Source organism: Candidatus Allofournierella excrementigallinarum (genome assembly GCF_944388085.1).
GTDB classification, from domain to species: Bacteria; Bacillota; Clostridia; order Oscillospirales; family Ruminococcaceae; genus Allofournierella_A; species Allofournierella_A excrementigallinarum.
On the sequence record NZ_CALXHK010000018.1, the window covers coordinates 15134 to 31867 of the forward strand.

Sequence of the window (16734 nt, forward strand, 5' to 3'; positions counted from 1 at the left end):
GCGGCCCCCGGCCCAGCCTTTTCCGGCCCGAGAGGGGCCGCCCGCCGGGCGGCCCCTCTTTCCCGTTTTCACCCTGTAAAGGAGCCTTTTATGCCTTTCGACCCCTCCAAACTCAAAGCCCTCCTTCTGCGCCGCCTGCCGCTGGTGTGCTTTTTGGCGGCGCTGGCGTGCTTTCTCGTGTTTGGCGGCCTGCTGCTGCGCCAGGCCCTGGGCGGCGGCCAGCCCCAGCCGCCCTCCCTGCCCGCCTCCTCCGCCTCTTCCGCCTCTTTCCCCGCCGCCTCCGCCGCCTCCGCCGACCCCTGGGCGCTGAACGAGGAGGGCATCCTGAACGCCTACGCCCCCTACTACGAGCAGAACCCGGACATGATCGGCTGGCTGTCCATCGAGGGCACCGTCATCGACTACCCGGTGGTGCGCACCCCCGGCGACAACGAAAAATACCTGCGCCTGGGCTTTGACGGCGCCTACGCCACCGGCGGCACCCTGTTCCTGGACGAGCGGTGCGACCCCGGCGTGGAACAGGTCACCGCCAACCAGATGATCTACGGCCACGACATGCACGACGGCACCATGTTCGGCAAGCTGCACCTTTATGCCGGCGAGGAATACGGCAAAGAGCACTCCCTCATCCGCTTCGACACCCTGTATGAGGTGGGGGAATACCAGCTTCTGGCCGCCTTTTACACCCAGGTCTACTACACCACCGACACCTGCTTCAAGTACTACCAGTTCTTCGACGCGGAAAACGAGGCGGAATTCAACAGCTATGTGGAAAACGTGAAGGCGCTGGCGGAATACGACACCGGCGTGAGCGCCGAATACGGCGACACCCTGCTCACCCTCTCCACCTGCTCGGACCACGTGGAAAACGGCCGGTTCGTGGTGGTGGCCAAACGGGTGCGCTGAGGCTTTTTCCTCTGCTTTTCCCCATCGCCCCGCCCGGCCTTTTGGCCTTGGGCGGGGCTTTTTTGTCTTTTTTTGCGCCGTTTGCGCCGAATGGTTACAGCCCGGTGACAGCCTGCGCGCCATTTCTGTGGCATTTTGCACAAGAATTTTCCTTGCAGCGTTTGCATACTGATGAAAATGACTCGAACGCCTTGCAAAACGCAGTTCGGGAAGCTATAATGAACTTGCTTGGAAACGTTTCCGGCAACGTTTTTTTGCAGCAATTCCGCCGGGGGAAGCGAGGGCGACGCCGCTTTGACCATCAAGGACATTGCCCGGGAAAGCGGCTACGCCATCAGCACCGTGTCCCGGGCGCTGAACGACCACCCGGACGTGAGCGAAGAGGCCAGGCGACGCATCGCCGCCATCGTGGCGGCGAAGGGCTTCGTGCCCAACTCCAACGCCCGCCAGCTCAAGCGCCAGCAGGCCAAAAGCGTGGCCTTCATCGTGCGCGGCACCTCCAACCTGTTCTTTGCGGGCATGCTGGTGGAGCTGCAGCGCCTGGTGGGCGAAGCGGGCTACGAGGGCGTTGTGGAATATGTGGGCGAGACCGCCGACGAGGTGGCCGCCGCCCAGCGGGTGTGCCGGGAGCTGAAGCCCCGGGGCATCATCTTCCTGGGGGGCGACAGCCGCAACTTCCGCAAGGGGTTCGGCAAGATCGGCCTGCCCTGCGTGCTGGCCACCACCGTGAGCGACGAATTGCAGTTCGAGAACCTCTCGATGGTGGGCGTGGACGACCGGGCCGCCGGCAGAGCGGCCATCGACTATCTGGTGGAGCGGGGCCACCGGGACATCCTGGTGCTGGGCACCGACCCGGAGTGCTCCAGCCCCGGCAAGATGCGCCTGGAGGGCGTGCGCCAGAGCTTTGAGGCCCACGGCATCCCCTTCGGCCCGGCCCGCTTTTTGCAGGCGGAGTTCAGCATGGCGGGGGGCCACGCCGCCATGAAAGCCTTTCTGGAGGCGGGCGGCCGGGCGAGCGCGGTGTTCGCCATGAGCGACGTCACCGCCATCGGCGCGGTGCGGGCCATCCTGGACGCGGGCCTCTCGGTGCCGGGGGACATCTCGGTGCTGGGGTTCGACGGCATCCCCATGGCCCGCTTTTACAACCCCCAGCTGGCCACCATGCGCCAGCCCGCCGCCGAGATCGCGGGCCAGAGCGTGAAGCTGCTTTTGCGCTGCATCGAAACGCACCAGCCGGCGCGCACGGTGCTGTTGCAGGCCGAGCCGCTGGACGGCGAGTCGGTGCGGTCCATTAAACATCGGTAAGCGAAGCGGAACGTCCGCTTTTGTTTAAAATCGCCCCGCAAGGGGCCACAAAAAAAGGAGAACACATATGAAAAAGGCACTTGCACTCGTGCTGGCCGGCGTCATGGCCCTGAGCCTGGCCGCCTGCGGCAGCACCCCCAGCAGCACCGCCACCTCCGGCGGCGATTCCACCGGCACCAGCACCCCCGCTGCCGCCGGCAAGGTCTATTACCTGAACTTCAAGCCCGAGCAGGATGAGGACTGGCAGAACCTGGCCAAGGTCTACACCGAGCAGACCGGCGTGCCCGTGGAGGTCGTGACCGCCGCCTCCGGCACCTACGAGACCACCCTGATGGCCGAGATGGGCAAGTCCGACGCGCCCACCCTGTTCCAGGTGAACGGCCCCGTGGGCCTGGCCAACTGGAAGGACTACTGCTATGACCTGGCCGGCAGCGACATCTACAGCCAGCTGACCAGCGACACCTACGCCCTGAAGGAGGGCGACGTCGTTTACGGCATCGGCTACGTGATCGAGAGCTACGGCATCATCACGAACAAGACCCTGCTGGCCGAGGCGGGCTACACCGTGGAGGACATCCAGAGCTTTGAGGACCTGAAGGCCGTGGCCGAGGACATCACCGCCCGCAAGGACGAACTGGGCTTCTCCGCCTTCACCAGCGCCGGCATGGACTCCTCTTCCGACTGGCGCTTCAAGACCCACCTGGCGAACCTGCCCATCTACTTCGAGTACCAGGATGAGGGCATCACCAGCACCGACGCCATCAAGGGCACCTACCTGGACAACTACAAGAACATCTGGGATCTGTACATCAACAACGCCACCTGCGAGCCCACCGAGCTGGCCGCCAAGACCGCGGACGACAGCCTGAACGAGTTTTTGGCCGGTGAAGCCGTGTTCTATCAGAACGGCTCCTGGGAGTATGGCAACGTGACCGGCGAGGGCAAGTTCACCGACGACGACCTGGCCATGATCCCCATCTACATCGGCGTGGGCGACGAGGCCAACCAGGGCCTGTGCACCGGCACCGAGAACTACTGGTGCGTGAACAACATGGCTTCTGAGGAAGACATCCAGGCCACCCTGGACTTCATCAACTGGTGCGTCACCAGCGAGGAAGGCACCACCGCCATGGCCACCGACATGGGCTTCGTCATCCCCTTCAAGGCCGCGCAGGAATCCGCCAACCTGTTCGTCAAGACCGACGCCGAGATGACCGCCGCGGGCAAGACCCCTGTGTCCTGGAACTTCACCACCATGCCCTCTGAGGAGTGGAAGAACGTTCTGGGCACCGCCCTGACCGCCTACGCCGCCGGCACCGGCAGCTGGGACGACGTTGTCACCGCCTTCGTGGACAACTGGGCCGCCGAGTATCAGCTGGCCAACGGCTGAACCCTGCGATGAGAATAAATGGGGGAGCCTCTCGCTCCCCCATTTTTCGGTGCGGGCCCCATTGTAAGGAGGGATAAAAAGCGGCATGAACAAAACACTGAAAAAGTATTTCCCGATCTTTGTGCTGCCCACGCTGGCGGCCTTCGCGATCGGCTTCCTCATCCCCTTCGCGGAGGGCATCTATCTGTCGTTCTGCAAGTTCACCACGGTGAACAACGCCAAATGGGTGGGCATTTCCAACTATGTCACCGCCCTGAAGGACGAGGCCTTCCTGCACTCGTTCTGGTTCACGGTGGCCTTCACCGTGGTCAGCACCATCTCCATCAACCTGCTGGCCTTCGCCGTGGCGCTGGTGCTCACAAGGGGCATCAAGGGCACCAACATCTTCCGCACGGTGTTCTTCATGCCCAACCTCATCGGCGGCATCGTGCTGGGCTACATCTGGCAGATCCTCATCAACTGCGTGCTCAGCATCGTGGAAGAGCCCCTGCTGGGCCTGAACACCCCCGCCGGCTACTGGGGCCTCATCGTCCTGATGGCCTGGCAGCAGGTGGGCTATATGATGATCATCTACATCGCCGGGCTGCAAAACGTCTCGCCCGACCTTCTGGAGGCCGCCGCCATCGACGGCGCCAACAGCTGGCAGACCCTTGTCAAGATCAAGCTGCCCATGGTGATGAGCAGCGTGACCATCTGCCTGTTCCTGACCCTGACCAACAGCTTCAAGCTGTTTGACCAGAACCTCTCCCTCACCGCCGGCGAGCCCAACCACGCCACCGAAATGCTGGCGCTGAACATCTACAACACCTTCTACGCCCGCTCCGGGCCCCAGTGGAAGGGCATCGGCCAGGCCAAGGCCGTGATCTTCTTCGTGGTCGTGGTCATCATCGCGCTGGTCCAGCTGCGGGCCACCCGCTCCAAGGAGGTGCAGCAATGAACAATCTGAAAGCGAAACACGCCCTCAACATGGCGTTCACCGTGGTGTTCGCCGTGCTGGCGGTGCTGTATGTCTACCCGGTGTTCATGATCCTGATCAACTCCTTCAAGGTGGAGACCGCCATCAGCACCAGCACCGTGTTCCAGCTGCCCACCGCCGACACCTTTGCCGGCGCGGCCAACTTTGTGGCCGCCGTGGTCAGTCAGGGCTTTTTGCAGAGCTTTTTCTACAGCGCCTTCATCACCGTGACCTCGGTGGCGCTGATTCTTCTGTGCTGCTCCATGTGCGCCTGGTACATCACCCGCATCAACGGGCCCATTTCCAAGGCCATCTACTACCTGTGCGTGTTCAGCATGGTGGTGCCCTTCCAGATGGTGATGTTCACCCTGGCCCAAACCGCCGACAGCCTCAAGCTGAACACCCCCTACAACATCTGCATCATCTACCTGGGCTTCGGCGCGGGGCTGGCGGTGTTCATGTTCTGCGGCTTCGTGAAGAGCATCCCGCTGGAAATTGAGGAGGCCGCCACCATCGACGGCTGCAACCCCCTGCAGACCTACGGCCTGGTGGTGCTGCCCATTTTGAAGCCCACCCTGATCTCGGTGGCCATCCTGCAGGCCATGTGGGTGTGGAACGACTACCTGCTGCCCACCCTGGTGCTGGACATCCGCAAATACCGCACCATCCCCATGCTCATCCAGTACTTCCGCGGCAGCTACGGCCGGGTGGAGATGGGCCCCATGATGGCCTGCATCCTGCTGACCATCGTGCCCATCATCATCTTCTACCTTGCCTGCCAGAAGTACATCATCGAGGGCGTCGTTGCCGGCGCGGTGAAGGGATGAGAGCCGCGGGCGTCCTGCTGCCCCTTTCCAGCCTGCCGGGGCCCTGGGGCATCGGAACCCTGGGCGAAGAGGCAAAGCGCTTCGTGGATTTTCTCGCCGCCGCGGGCCAGAGCTACTGGCAGATCCTGCCCATCGGCCCCACCGGCTACGGCGACAGCCCCTACCAGAGTTTTTCCGCCTTTGCGGCGAACCCCTATTTCATCGACCCGGCCCTGCTGGAGGCGGACGGGCTGCTGGAAGAGGGCGAAGCCGAAGCCCTGGGCTGGGGCGGCGATGCGACGAAGGTGGACTACGGCGCGCTCTACCGGGGCCGCCACGCCCTTTTGAAAAAGGCGGTGGACCGGCTGGAGCCGGAGGACGAGGGCCTGGCCGCCTTCTGCGCCGAGAACGCCTTCTGGCTGGAAGACTACGCCCTGTTCATGGCCCTGAAGGGCGAAAACGGGCAGAAGAGCTGGCTGGACTGGCCCGACCCGGTGCGCCTGCGCCGGCCGGAGGCTCTGCGCCGCGCCGCCGGGCGGCTGGCGGGGCCGGTGCGCTACTGGAAGGGCGTGCAGTACCTGTTCCACCGCCAGTGGACGGCCCTGAAGGCCTACGCGAACGAGAAGGGCGTTTCCATCATCGGCGACATCCCCATCTACGTCTCCCCCGACTCGTCGGACATCTGGGCCGGGCCCCGGCTGTTCCAGCTCACCGCCGACCGGCGCATGGCCGCCGTGGCGGGCTGCCCGCCGGACGCCTTTGCCGCCGACGGCCAGCTGTGGGGCAACCCCCTCTACGACTGGGACTACCACTACACCACCGGCTACGCCTGGTGGGTGCGCCGGCTGGCCCACGCCTGCACGGTGTACGACGTGGTGCGCATCGACCACTTCCGGGGCTTTGAGAGCTATTTTGCCATCCCCGCCGGCGAGCCCACCGCCAAAAACGGCGTGTGGCGCAAGGGGCCGGGCATGGCGCTGGTGCGCGCGCTGCACAGGCAGCTGCCAAACGCGCGCATCATCGCCGAGGACCTGGGCTATCTCACCCCCGAGGTGAAGGCCCTGCTGGAGGCCAGCGGCTACCCCGGCATGAAGGTGCTGCAGTTCGCCTTTGACCGCCGGGAGGCCGGGGACTATATGCCCCACAACTACATTTCCAACTCGGTGGTCTACACCGGCACCCACGACAACACCACCACCGCCGCCTGGCAGGCCGAGGCCGACCCGGAGGACGTGGCGCTGGCCCGGGCCTACATGGCCTGCGGCGAGGGCGAGGCGCTGGTGGACGCCTTCATCCGCACCGCCTTTGCCAGCGTGAGCGACACCGCCGTCATCCCCATGCAGGACTGGCTGGCCCTGCCCGCCTCGGCCCGGATGAACACCCCCAGCAAGGCCGGGGGCAACTGGCAGTGGCGGATGGCCCCCGGCGCGGCAAGCCCCGCGCTGGCCCGGCGCATCCGCGCCCTGACCGAACTCTACGGGCGGCTGGCCCGCTAAAGCCTTTCGTTTGTGATCCCTCCTCCCGCCCCGGGCGGCGGGCCGAAGCAGAGCGCGCCTGCGCCGGCCCCGCCGCCCGGGGCGGATTTTGTCTTTTTATTTTCACAATTTCGTGCTACAATAATTTTTAACGGCCTTTTTGGGCCGAATCCCCTGTTTTGGAGGCCCGCTTCATGCGCACACTTGTCTGGTTCATCTATTTCTGGGGCTACATGCTGCTTCATCTGCCCGCGCTGCGCCGGGGCCTCAAGGCGCTGGAGGCGGGCGACTGGGCCGCGGCGGACGCCCTGGCCGCAGAGCACGTGCCCCGCTGGGCCGGCCGCCTCTTGAAGCTGGCGGGGGTGACGGTGACGGTGGAGGGGCTGGAGAACATCCCCAAGGGGAGGCCCTGCGTGTTCGCGGGCAACCACCGCAGCTACTACGACATCCCGCTGGTGCTCACCCAGCTGGACGCGCCCCACGGCCTGGTGGCAAAAAAAGAGGTGGCAAAGCTCCCCCTGGTGCGCAGCTGGATGCGCCTGTTGCACTGCGTCTTTCTGGACCGGGAGGACCCCCGCAAGGCCATGGCCGCCCTGAACGAGGCCATCAGCCTGGTGAAGCAGGGCTACTCCCTGACCATCTTCCCCGAGGGCACCCGCAACAGGGGGGCGGAGGGCAGCCTTCTGGAATTCAAGAGCGGCGCCTTCCGGGTGGCCACCAAGGCGAAGGCCCCCATCGTGCCCCTGGCCATCACCGGCAGCCGGGACATCATGGAAAACCACCACATGTTCATGCACCCGGCCCATGTGACCATCCGGGTGCTGGAGCCCATCGAGACCGAGGGGCTCACCAAGGAGGAGATCCGCGCCCTGCCCCAACGCACGGCGGACGTCATCGCGGCGCATCTGCCCGCTGACAGCGGCAACCGCTGAAAGGAAGGTCGTTTATGGCAAGCGCCCGCTACACACTGAACATCAAACCCGAGGACCTGGAGCCTGAGCAGCCCCGGGAACTGACAAAAAAGGAAAAGGCCGCCAACTGGTGGTATTATCACCGGGTGCATGTGTTCATCGCCGCCGCGGTGCTGGCGGTGGCGGTCTGGCTGGCGGCGGACTTTTTCGGCCGCACCCTGCCGGACTACCAGATCGCCCTGGTCACCGAGCAGTACATCCCCGACGCCGTGCTCTATGAGCTGGGCGGCGCTTTGAGCGCCTTCGGGCAGGACCTGAACGGCGACGGGCAGGCGGTGGTGCAGGTGAACGGCTACCAGCTTTCGCTGGGCGGCGAAGCACAGGAGAGCGGCGCTTTTGCCCCGTCCTCCTCCGCTGTGCCCGCCACGGTGGACGTTTACACCCAGATGGCGGGCATGACCACCCTTTCCGGCGACTTGACCACCCGCACCAGCCTCATCTTCCTCACCGACGACCCGGAGGCCCTCCAGAGCTCCTTCGAGCTGCTGGCCGCGGCGGACGGCAGCCTGCCGGCGGAGGGCGCGGGCCTTGAGGGGGTGGAGCTTTTCGCCTTTCCCGACTGCCCGGCGCTGGCGGGGCTGGCTTTGAGCGAGGAGACCCGCGCCTATCTGGACGGCTTTTACATCGCGCGCCGGGGCTTTGCCGGGGGGCAGACGCTGGCGGAATACCCGGAGGAAAACCAGGCGCTTTATGAAATGCTCACCGCCGGGGCCGCCGCGCAATAAGTTCAGCATCAAAAAACGCGGCCTTCGGGCCGCGGCAAAGGGGAATGACCGATGGGATTTTTCAACCGCAACTTTGACCGGCCGGGGCCGGGCGTTTCCAAGGACGCCCCCCGCAAGACCGGCCCCGCCCGCTTTTTTGAGGTGCTGGGGCGCGACTGGGGCAGCTTTTTCAAGGCCAGCCTTCTGTGCCTTCTGGGCTTCGTGCCCTGGACGCTGCTGGTGGGCATCGGCGTGCTGGGCCAGAACATGATCTTCACCCTGCTGGGCGGCCTTGTGGGCGGCGTCATCGCCGGGCCCGCCCTGGCGGGCATGCACGACACGGTGCTGCGCTCGCTGCGGGATGAGCCGGGCTTCTGGTGGCATGTCTACAAGCGGGCCTTCAAGAACAACTGGCGGGCCTCCATGGCCCCCGGCGCGCTGCTGGGCGTCCTCACCGCCGGGCAGCTGTTCATGTTCTGGTGCCTTGCCATGGGCCTTGTGTCGCTGAACCTTGTCAGCGCGGCGCTGCTGCTGCTGAATCTGCTCATCACCGGCATGTGCGTGCCCTTTGTGTTCGGCCAGCTGGTGATGATGGACATGGGCCTTGCCACCCTTTTGAAAAACAGCCTGTTCCTGGCGCTGGGCCACGGGCCGTGGGCCCTGCTGATGGCGGTGGTGCAGATCGCCTACTGGGCGGCGATGCTGCTTTTGTTCCCGGTGTCGGTGCTGGCGCTGGTGCTGCTGGGCTTTGTGCCGGTGACGGTGTTCTGCCAGCAGATCGCCTGGCGCATCATGGACAAGGTCTTCGGCCTGGAGGACCAGTTCCGCAAAAAGCGGGAGGCCCAGCTGGCGGAGGGCACGCAGGAATGAAGCTGCCCGCCTTTCTGCGCCGGGGCCCAAAAAAGGCCCAGCGCCCCCTGAGCGCCCAGCTGGGCAACCCCTACCGCCCCATCTTTGGCCGCGAGCGCCGCTTTGAGGAGCTGGTGCGGGGCAAAAAGGCGGACAAATCACATAAGAAGCCGTGAACCCCGGCGGGCGGCGCCCGCCGGGATTTTTTTATTGTGCAGCAGGCCCGTTTATGGTATACTTTACTGCGACAGAGCAAAAAGGGGGTTCGAGGATGAGCGAGCTGGACGAGGCGCGCCGCACCATCGACGAGGTGGACCGGCAGATGGCCGCGCTGTTTGAGGCGCGGATGGCCGCGGCCGGGCGGGTGGCCGCCTACAAGGAGGCCCACGGCCTGCCGGTGCTGGACGCCGGGCGGGAGGCCCAGGTGGTGGAAAAGAACCTGGCCCTTTTGAAAAACAAGGACCTTGCCCCCTATTATGCCGACTACATCAAGCACCAGATGGCCCTCTCCCGCCAGTACCAGACCAAGGTGCTGGGGCGGGACAAGGCGGCTTATCAGGGGGTGGAGGGGGCCTTTTCCCACATCGCCCTGACCAATCTCTTCCCCCGGGCCCGGGCCGTGGCCTGCCCCACCTTCGGCGGGGTGTTCGAGGAAGTGGAAAGCGGCCGCGCCGCCTTCGGCGTGCTGCCCTTTGAGAACAGCCACGCCGGCGACGTGGCGGCGGTGCTGGATCTGTGCTACGCCCACAGGGGCATCTTCGTCACGGCGGTGTACGACCTGCCGGTGCGGCAGAACCTGCTGGGCCTGCCGGCAGCGCAGCTTTCGGACGTGCGCAGGGTGTTCAGCCACCCCCAGGCCATCGCCCAGAGCGAGCGCTTTTTGAAAAGCCTTTCCCTGCCCGCCGAGAGCTGCGCCAACACCGCCATGGCGGCAAAGCGGGTGGCCGAAGGGGGCGACAAATCGCTGGCGGCCATCGCCAGCGCCGAGACCGCCGCGCTCTACGGCCTCAAAGTCCTGGCGGCGGACATCAACTCCGACGGCGACAACACCACCCGCTTCATCGTCATCAGCCGCACCCGGGCCGCCGCAGGCGACCGGTTCAGCCTTCTGTTCACCGTGGAGCACAAGGCAGGCATGCTGGCCCGGGTCATCCAGGCCATCGGCGCGGCGGGCTTCAATATGGAAAGCATCAAGAGCCGCCCCAAGCCCGGCGTGCCCTTTGAATATTATTTTTACGTGGAACTGGTGGGCCGCACCGACAGCGACAGCGCCCGCGCCTTGCTGAAAGAGCTGGAAAAAGTGTGCGACACGGTGCGGGTGCTGGGGGTCTATTCCCGCAGCGCAAAAGAGGAAAGGGTGTAAGCAGATGAAACTGACCATGCGCCTGGGCGCGCGAAGCTACGACATCATTTTGAAGCGCGGGGCGCTGAAAAGTCTCTCCGCCCTCATCAACCTGAACCGCAAGGTGTTCATCGTCACCGACAGCGGCGTGCCCGCCGAATATGCCGAGGCTGTGCGCGCCCAGTGCAGGGAGGGCTTTATTTACACCGTGCCCCAGGGCGAGGGCAGCAAAAGCCTTGCGATGTATCAAAAGCTGCTGGAGGCCATGCTGGACGCGGGCTTCGGCCGCTCCGACGCGGTGGTGGCCGTGGGCGGCGGCGTGGTGGGGGACCTCGCGGGCTTCGTGGCCGCCACCTACATGCGCGGGGTGGACTTCATCAACTGCCCCACCACCACCCTCTCCCAGATCGACTCCTCCATCGGCGGCAAGGTGGCGGTGGACCTGGGCCGCACCAAGAACATCGTGGGCGCCTTCTGGCAGCCCAAACTCGTGGTGGCGGACCCCGACACCCTGGCCACCCTGCCCCGCCGCCACTTCGTGAACGGCCTGGCCGAGAGCGTGAAGATGAGCCTGACAAGCGACGCGGAGCTGTTCCAGATGTTCGAGACCTGCGACGTGGACGCGGAACTGGAGACCATCATCCGCCGCAGCCTGCTCATCAAAAAGAGCGTGGTGGAGCGGGACGAGACCGAGCAGGGCCTGCGGGCCATCCTGAACTTCGGCCACACCCTGGGCCACGGCATCGAGGCGGTGAAGGGCGTCGGCGGCCGGCGCAAAACGGGGCTTTACCACGGCGAGTGCGTGGCCCTGGGCATGCTGCCCATGATCGAGGACCGCCAGCTGCAAAAGCGCGCCCGTGCGGTGCTGCGCAGGCTGGGCCTGCCCTGCCGCGCGGCCTACAACAAGGAAAAGGTGCTGGGCTACATGCTGCACGACAAAAAGGCCCGGGGCGGCCAGATCACGCTGGTGAAGGTGCCGGGCCTCGGGTGCTGGCGGCTGGACAGGGTGCCGGTGAGCGAGCTTGAAGCCATTGTGATGGGGAAGTGACGAGATGAGCAACTCTTTTGGCGGCGCGGTGAAACTGACCATCTTCGGCGAAAGCCACGGCCAGGCCATCGGAGCGGTGCTGGACGGCCTTGCCGCCGGCCACCCGGTAAACGAAGCATACATCGCCTTTCAGATGGACAAGCGCCGCGCCAAAAAGGACGGCCTTTCCACCGCCCGCGCCGAGGCGGACAAGGTGCGCATTTTGAGCGGCGTGTATAACGGCTTCACCACCGGCGCCCCGGTGACGCTGGTGATCGAAAACCAGAACGCCCGCCCGGGCGACTATGCCAAAACCGCGGGCCTGGCCCGGCCCGGCCACGCGGACTTCACCGCCCATGTGAAATACGCCGGCTTTGAGGACCCGAGGGGCGGCGGGCATTTTTCCGGCCGCGTCACCGCCGCCCTCACCGCCGCAGGGGCGCTGTGCCAGAGCATCCTGGCGGCGAAGGGCGTCCTTATGGCCACCCACATCGCCCGGGTGGCGGGCGTTTCGGACGCGCCCTTCGCCTTTGAGGAAAGCGCCCTGCGCGCCCAGCTTGCGGCGCTGGAGGCAAACACCGGCTTTGCGGTGCTGGACGAGGCCGCCGGGGCCGGGATGCAGGCGGCCATCCGCGCCGCCGCCGCCGAGGGCGACAGCGTGGGAGGCGTTTTGGAAACGGCGGTGCTGGGCCTGCCGGCGGGCCTGGGCGAGCCTTTCTTTGACAGCGTGGAAAGCGTTCTCTCCCACCTGCTTTTTTCCATCCCGGCGGTGAAAGGGGTGGAGTTCGGGGCGGGCTTCGGCTTCGCGGGCCTTCGGGGCAGCGAGGCCAACGACCCCCTCGCCGTGAAGGATGGGCGGGTGACGGCCCTTTCCAACAACGCAGGCGGGGTGAACGGCGGCATCTCGAACGGCATGCCTCTTGTTTTCCGCAGCTGCGTGCGGCCCACCCCCAGCATCTACAAACCGCAGCAGACGGTGGACCTGGCCAAAAACCAGGCGGCCACCCTTCAGATCCAGGGCCGCCACGACCCCTGCATTTTGCACCGGGCGGCCATCGTGCAGACGGCGGCGGCGGCCTTCGGCCTGCTGGACCTGCTCACCCGGAACGGCGGCGGCCAGCGGCAGGCCGGGCGGTAAGGGGGCGCGGGAAGTATGGAATACGGGCTCATCGGCGCCACCCTCAAGCACAGCTATTCCAAGCTCATCCACGAGCAGCTGTACCCCTGCGACTACAAACTCATCGAACTGCCCTGCGAGGCCGAGGCGCGGGAATTCCTGGAAAAGCGGCCCTTCAAGGCCGTCAACGTGACCATCCCCTACAAGCAGCTGGTCATCCCCTACTGCGCCGTGCTGGACGAAAAGGCGAAGGCCATCGGCGCGGTGAACACGGTGGTGAACGAAGGCGGGGCGCTCCACGGCTTCAACACCGACTTCGACGGCTTCGCCTTTCTGGCGGCGGCCCACGGGGTGGAGTTTTCCGGCCGGCGTGTGCTCATTTTGGGCACCGGCGGCACCAGCCGCACCGTCACCGCGGTGGCGAAGGCGGCGGGCGCATCCGAAGTGCTCTACGCCAGCCGCACCCCCGGCGAAGGGCGCATCTCCTACGCCGAGGCCCTTTGCTGCGGCGCGCAGGTGGTGGTGAACACCTCCCCTGCCGGCATGTACCCGAACAACGGGGCGCTGGCGCTGGATGTGGCGAAGATGCCCGGCCTTGAGGCAGTGCTGGACGCGGTGTATAACCCCTTCTCCACCCGGCTGGTGCAGGCCGGGCGGGCGGCGGGGGCCAAGGCCGCCGGGGGCCTCGAGATGCTGGTGGCCCAGGCGGTGTTCGCCGCGGCCCTCTTCACCGGCACCCGGCCTCAGACAGAGCGCATCGCCCCGCTGGCCAAGGCCATCTTTGCCCAAAAGGCCAACATCAGCCTCATCGGCATGCCCAGCTGCGGCAAGACCACCATCGGCAAACAGCTGGCCAAAGCCTTTTGCAAAAAATTCGTGGACCTGGACGCCGAGATTGTGAAGGCGGCGGGCAGGCCCATCCCGGCCATTTTTGCCGAGGACGGGGAAGCCGGCTTCCGGGATTTGGAACAGCGCGTCACCGCCCGCTTCGCAAAAGAAGGCGGGCAGGTGCTCTCCACCGGCGGCGGCGCGGTGCTGCGCAGCGAGAACGCGGCCGCTCTGCGCCAGAACGGGCCGGTGGTGTTCATCGACCGGCCGCTGGAACTGCTCTGCACCGGGGGCGGCAGGCCCCTTTCCACCGACCGGGCGGCCCTGGCCGCCATGGAGCAAAAGCGCCGTCCTCTTTACGAGGCGGCGGCGGACATCCGCATCCCCAACGACACTGACGTGTTCCGCAAAGCGGCAAAGGCCGCAGAGGAGGCATTGCATGCGTATTTTGGTACTTAACGGCCCCAACCTCAACCTGCTTGGGGTGCGGGAGCCGGGGCTTTACGGCACCGTGGACTACGACGGGCTCCTTGCCCTCATTCAGAAGGAATGCGACGCATTGGGCGTTCAGGCGCGCTTTTACCAGTCCAACCACGAGGGGGACCTGGTGGACGCCATCCAGGCCGCGCGGCTGGACTGCGACGGCATCGTGCTGAACCCGGGGGCCTACACCCACACCAGCATCGCCATTCTGGACGCGCTGAAGGCGGCGGCCCTGCCCGCCGCCGAGGTGCACATCACCGACATCAACCGGCGGGAGGAATTCCGCAGGGTGAGCTACGCGGGCATGGCCTGCCAGGCCCACTTCATCGGCCAGGGCCTTGCCGGGTACCTGAACGCCGTGCGCTGGCTGGCCGAAACCCACGGCAAATAAGGGAAATCGCAACATAAGGGAGAGAGAATCACATGATCATTTCCACCAAAAAGGGCACCCCCCAGGAGGAGCTGCAAAAAATCATTTCCGGCTTCGAGGCCCAGGGCCTGGAGGTCACCCTCATCCGAGGCACCGACTACAACGTCTTTGGCCTGGTGGGCGACACCACCAAGATCAACGACAAGGTGGTGGCTGCGAACCCCTGGGTGGAGAGCGTCACCCGCGTGTCCGCCCCCTACAAAAAGGCCAACCGCCTGTTCCACGCCGCCGACACCATCGTGGATGTGGCCGGCGTGAAGGTGGGCGGCCAGGAGAAGGTGGTGGTCATCGGCGGGCCCTGCAGCGTGGAGTGCGAACAGCAGGCGGTGGACATCGCCAGGGCGGTGAAGGCCGCCGGCGGCAGGATGCTGCGGGGCGGCGCCTACAAGCCCCGCACCTCGCCCTACGCCTTCCAGGGCCTTGGCACCGAGGGCATCCTGGACCTGGTGAAGGCCCGGGAGGAAACGGGCCTGCCCATCGTGAGCGAACTGATGAGCGAAGACCGCATCGGCGAGTTCGAGGAGTATGTGGACCTGGTGCAGATCGGCGCGCGGAACATGCAGAACTTCCAGCTTCTGAAGGCCGTGGGCAAAATGCACAAGCCCGTGCTGCTCAAGCGGGGCCTTGCCAACACCATCGAGGAGTGGATCATGAGCGCCGAGTACATCATGGCCGGCGGCAACGAGAACGTCATCTTCTGCGAGCGGGGCATCCGCACCTTCGAGCCCTACACCCGCAACACGCTGGACCTGTCGGTCATCCCCATCATCAAGGAGAAGACCCACCTGCCCATCATCATCGACCCCAGCCACGCCACCGGCAACTGGCGCTATGTGGAGGCCATGAGCCTGGCCGCCGTGGCCGCCGGGGCGGACGGCCTCATCATCGAGGTGCACACCGACCCCGAGCACGCCTGGAGCGACGGCGCCCAGACCTTAAAGCCCGAAAAATTCCGTCAGGTCATCGAAAAGTGCCGCGCTGTGGCCCACGTGGTGGGCCGGGACATCTGACAAGGAGAATCGTTTCATGGAAAACCACGCCCCGCTGGTAAGCATCATCGTGCCGGTGTACAAAGCCGGGGAATATCTGCCCGCCTGCGTCGCGGGCATACGCGCCCAGACCTTCGAGGGCTGGGAGTGCATCCTGGTGGACGATGGCAGCCCCGACGGCAGCGGCCATCTTTGCGATGAAGCCGCCGCGGCGGACGGGCGCTTTCGGGTCATCCACAAGGAAAACGGCGGCGTTTCCAGCGCACGCAACGCCGGGCTAAAGGCGGCCGGGGGCCGCTGGGTGGTATTTTGCGACGCAGACGACGCCCTGGCCCCCTGCGCCCTGGAGCTGGCGCTGGAGGCGGCGGCGCGCTGCCCCGGCGACCTTGTCTGCTGGCGGCTGGCCCGCAGTGAAGGGGAGCTGCCGGCGGCGGGCTGGCGCGGCCCTGCGGCCGAGACGCTTTACACCGCCTCCCAGCGGCGGGTGTACGCCACCACGGTGGACGGCCACTCCAGCTGCAACAAGCTGTTTGAAACGGAACTTCTGCGCGCCTTCGGCGTCCGCTTTGACGAAAGCCTTGCCAAGGCGGAGGACTACATGTTCGTGGGGGCCTTTCTGGATTCCTTCTTCGCCGCCCGGCCCGACGCGGCGGTGCGCCAGCTGGAAGCGCCCCTCTATTACTGGCGGGTGAACCCGGAAAGCGCCACCAACAAGCGGGTGGCCGGCGACCGCCGGGGCCGGGTAGAGTGGGACCCCGAGGAATTCCGCGGCTACGCCCGCCGCCTGGCGGAGGAATACGCCGAGACCCGCGCCGCCATGAACGGCTGGCAGGGCATGGCCGAAGAGGACCTGGCCCCCCAGCTGCGCACCTATCTGCGGCGGTTTGCCTTCGCGGTCTGGGCGGCGGGGCAGCTGGGCGAGCGCCTGCCCGCGGACTTTTTCACCGCCGGACCGGTGGCTGAGCTGCTGGACCTGATGCGCCGCCACCGCTTTTTCACCCCCTATTACCTTCTGTTCCGCCTGCGGCTCGAGGGACTCATCGCCCGCTGCTACGAATCGGAGGAAAGCGGGCGGATGACCCTGTACCGGCGGCTTTACACCCTCACCTATTACACGCTGCTGCTTACCACCGGTCATCGCTGGAAGCAGGCGTGAG

Annotated in this window: 17 protein-coding genes; all 17 read left to right on the forward strand. The window is 65.8% G+C overall.

From position 1 onward, the window contains the following. The first annotated feature begins 90 nt into the window (after positions 1-90). The 17 genes from ACH2AT_RS05025 (at position 91) to ACH2AT_RS05105 (ending at position 16733) form a co-directional block, all read left to right on the forward strand. Entirely contained in the window at positions 91-906 is an 816-nt protein-coding gene (locus tag ACH2AT_RS05025) for a class B sortase (protein ID WP_394964107.1), read from the forward strand. A gap of 294 nt (positions 907-1200) precedes the next feature. Next, complete coding sequence (locus ACH2AT_RS05030) at positions 1201-2211, forward strand: LacI family DNA-binding transcriptional regulator (RefSeq protein WP_394964108.1); 1011 nt, start codon at positions 1201-1203, stop codon at positions 2209-2211. 67 nt (positions 2212-2278) lie between these two features. Beyond that, the gene (locus ACH2AT_RS05035; protein ID WP_394964109.1) at positions 2279-3601 is read left to right on the forward strand and encodes an extracellular solute-binding protein; all 1323 of its coding nucleotides are present in this window, start codon (positions 2279-2281) and stop codon (positions 3599-3601) included. Between the two features lie 85 nt (positions 3602-3686). Next, positions 3687-4538, forward strand: a complete 852-nt coding sequence (locus tag ACH2AT_RS05040) for a carbohydrate ABC transporter permease (protein ID WP_394964110.1) — start codon at positions 3687-3689, stop codon at positions 4536-4538. Next, a complete protein-coding gene (locus ACH2AT_RS05045; RefSeq protein WP_394964111.1) occupies positions 4535-5383 on the forward strand; it encodes a carbohydrate ABC transporter permease in 849 nt (282 codons plus the stop codon). Before ACH2AT_RS05040 ends, ACH2AT_RS05045 begins: the two co-directional genes overlap by 4 nt. Then, entirely contained in the window at positions 5380-6858 is a 1479-nt protein-coding gene (gene malQ, locus ACH2AT_RS05050; protein WP_394964112.1) for a 4-alpha-glucanotransferase, read from the forward strand. The genes ACH2AT_RS05045 and malQ overlap by 4 nt, the downstream gene beginning before the upstream one ends. Before the next feature lie 173 nt (positions 6859-7031). After that, entirely contained in the window at positions 7032-7769 is a 738-nt protein-coding gene (locus tag ACH2AT_RS05055; protein WP_394964113.1) for a lysophospholipid acyltransferase family protein, read from the forward strand. A 14-nt stretch (positions 7770-7783) separates the two neighbouring features. Next, complete coding sequence (locus ACH2AT_RS05060; RefSeq protein ID WP_394964114.1) at positions 7784-8533, forward strand: hypothetical protein; 750 nt, start codon at positions 7784-7786, stop codon at positions 8531-8533. Between the two features lie 51 nt (positions 8534-8584). Then, positions 8585-9382, forward strand: a complete 798-nt coding sequence (locus ACH2AT_RS05065) for a hypothetical protein (RefSeq protein WP_394964115.1) — start codon at positions 8585-8587, stop codon at positions 9380-9382. Continuing rightward, on the forward strand, positions 9379-9537 hold the full coding sequence (locus tag ACH2AT_RS05070) for a hypothetical protein (protein WP_394964116.1): 159 nt from the start codon (positions 9379-9381) through the stop codon (positions 9535-9537). Before ACH2AT_RS05065 ends, ACH2AT_RS05070 begins: the two co-directional genes overlap by 4 nt. Before the next feature lie 95 nt (positions 9538-9632). Continuing rightward, positions 9633-10724 carry a bifunctional chorismate mutase/prephenate dehydratase gene (locus ACH2AT_RS05075; protein ID WP_394964117.1) on the forward strand — a complete coding sequence of 364 codons (1092 nt, stop codon included), beginning with the start codon at positions 9633-9635 and terminating at the stop codon, positions 10722-10724. Between the two features lie 4 nt (positions 10725-10728). Further along, positions 10729-11751 carry a 3-dehydroquinate synthase gene (gene aroB / locus ACH2AT_RS05080; protein WP_394964118.1) on the forward strand — a complete coding sequence of 341 codons (1023 nt, stop codon included), beginning with the start codon at positions 10729-10731 and terminating at the stop codon, positions 11749-11751. A gap of 4 nt (positions 11752-11755) precedes the next feature. Then, the gene (gene aroC, locus ACH2AT_RS05085; RefSeq protein WP_394964119.1) at positions 11756-12868 is read left to right on the forward strand and encodes a chorismate synthase; all 1113 of its coding nucleotides are present in this window, start codon (positions 11756-11758) and stop codon (positions 12866-12868) included. A 15-nt stretch (positions 12869-12883) separates the two neighbouring features. Further along, positions 12884-14134, forward strand: a complete 1251-nt coding sequence (locus tag ACH2AT_RS05090) for a shikimate kinase (RefSeq protein ID WP_394964120.1) — start codon at positions 12884-12886, stop codon at positions 14132-14134. Further along, positions 14115-14549, forward strand: a complete 435-nt coding sequence (locus tag ACH2AT_RS05095; RefSeq protein WP_394964121.1) for a type II 3-dehydroquinate dehydratase — start codon at positions 14115-14117, stop codon at positions 14547-14549. The genes ACH2AT_RS05090 and ACH2AT_RS05095 overlap by 20 nt, the downstream gene beginning before the upstream one ends. Positions 14550-14581: 32 nt before the next feature. Continuing rightward, a complete protein-coding gene (aroF, locus tag ACH2AT_RS05100; protein WP_394964122.1) occupies positions 14582-15598 on the forward strand; it encodes a 3-deoxy-7-phosphoheptulonate synthase in 1017 nt (338 codons plus the stop codon). A 16-nt stretch (positions 15599-15614) separates the two neighbouring features. Further along, positions 15615-16733 (forward strand): glycosyltransferase family 2 protein, encoded by a 1119-nt coding sequence (locus ACH2AT_RS05105; protein ID WP_394964123.1) that lies wholly within the window; start codon positions 15615-15617, stop codon positions 16731-16733. The last annotated feature ends 1 nt before the right edge of the window (position 16734 follow it).

Coding starts and splice junctions, on each gene's coding strand:
- aroB (WP_394964118.1), top strand. CDS start 10,729: ATGAAACTGACCATGCGCCTGGGCGCGCGAAGCTACGACATCATTTTG.
- ACH2AT_RS05065 (WP_394964115.1), top strand. CDS start 8,585: ATGGGATTTTTCAACCGCAACTTTGACCGGCCGGGGCCGGGCGTTTCC.
- malQ (WP_394964112.1), top strand. CDS start 5,380: ATGAGAGCCGCGGGCGTCCTGCTGCCCCTTTCCAGCCTGCCGGGGCCC.
- ACH2AT_RS05075 (WP_394964117.1), top strand. CDS start 9,633: ATGAGCGAGCTGGACGAGGCGCGCCGCACCATCGACGAGGTGGACCGG.
- ACH2AT_RS05105 (WP_394964123.1), top strand. CDS start 15,615: ATGGAAAACCACGCCCCGCTGGTAAGCATCATCGTGCCGGTGTACAAA.
- ACH2AT_RS05025 (WP_394964107.1), top strand. CDS start 91: ATGCCTTTCGACCCCTCCAAACTCAAAGCCCTCCTTCTGCGCCGCCTG.
- ACH2AT_RS05090 (WP_394964120.1), top strand. CDS start 12,884: ATGGAATACGGGCTCATCGGCGCCACCCTCAAGCACAGCTATTCCAAG.
- ACH2AT_RS05055 (WP_394964113.1), top strand. CDS start 7,032: ATGCGCACACTTGTCTGGTTCATCTATTTCTGGGGCTACATGCTGCTT.
- ACH2AT_RS05060 (WP_394964114.1), top strand. CDS start 7,784: ATGGCAAGCGCCCGCTACACACTGAACATCAAACCCGAGGACCTGGAG.
- ACH2AT_RS05070 (WP_394964116.1), top strand. CDS start 9,379: ATGAAGCTGCCCGCCTTTCTGCGCCGGGGCCCAAAAAAGGCCCAGCGC.
- ACH2AT_RS05095 (WP_394964121.1), top strand. CDS start 14,115: ATGCGTATTTTGGTACTTAACGGCCCCAACCTCAACCTGCTTGGGGTG.
- ACH2AT_RS05035 (WP_394964109.1), top strand. CDS start 2,279: ATGAAAAAGGCACTTGCACTCGTGCTGGCCGGCGTCATGGCCCTGAGC.
- ACH2AT_RS05045 (WP_394964111.1), top strand. CDS start 4,535: ATGAACAATCTGAAAGCGAAACACGCCCTCAACATGGCGTTCACCGTG.
- aroF (WP_394964122.1), top strand. CDS start 14,582: ATGATCATTTCCACCAAAAAGGGCACCCCCCAGGAGGAGCTGCAAAAA.
- ACH2AT_RS05040 (WP_394964110.1), top strand. CDS start 3,687: ATGAACAAAACACTGAAAAAGTATTTCCCGATCTTTGTGCTGCCCACG.
- aroC (WP_394964119.1), top strand. CDS start 11,756: ATGAGCAACTCTTTTGGCGGCGCGGTGAAACTGACCATCTTCGGCGAA.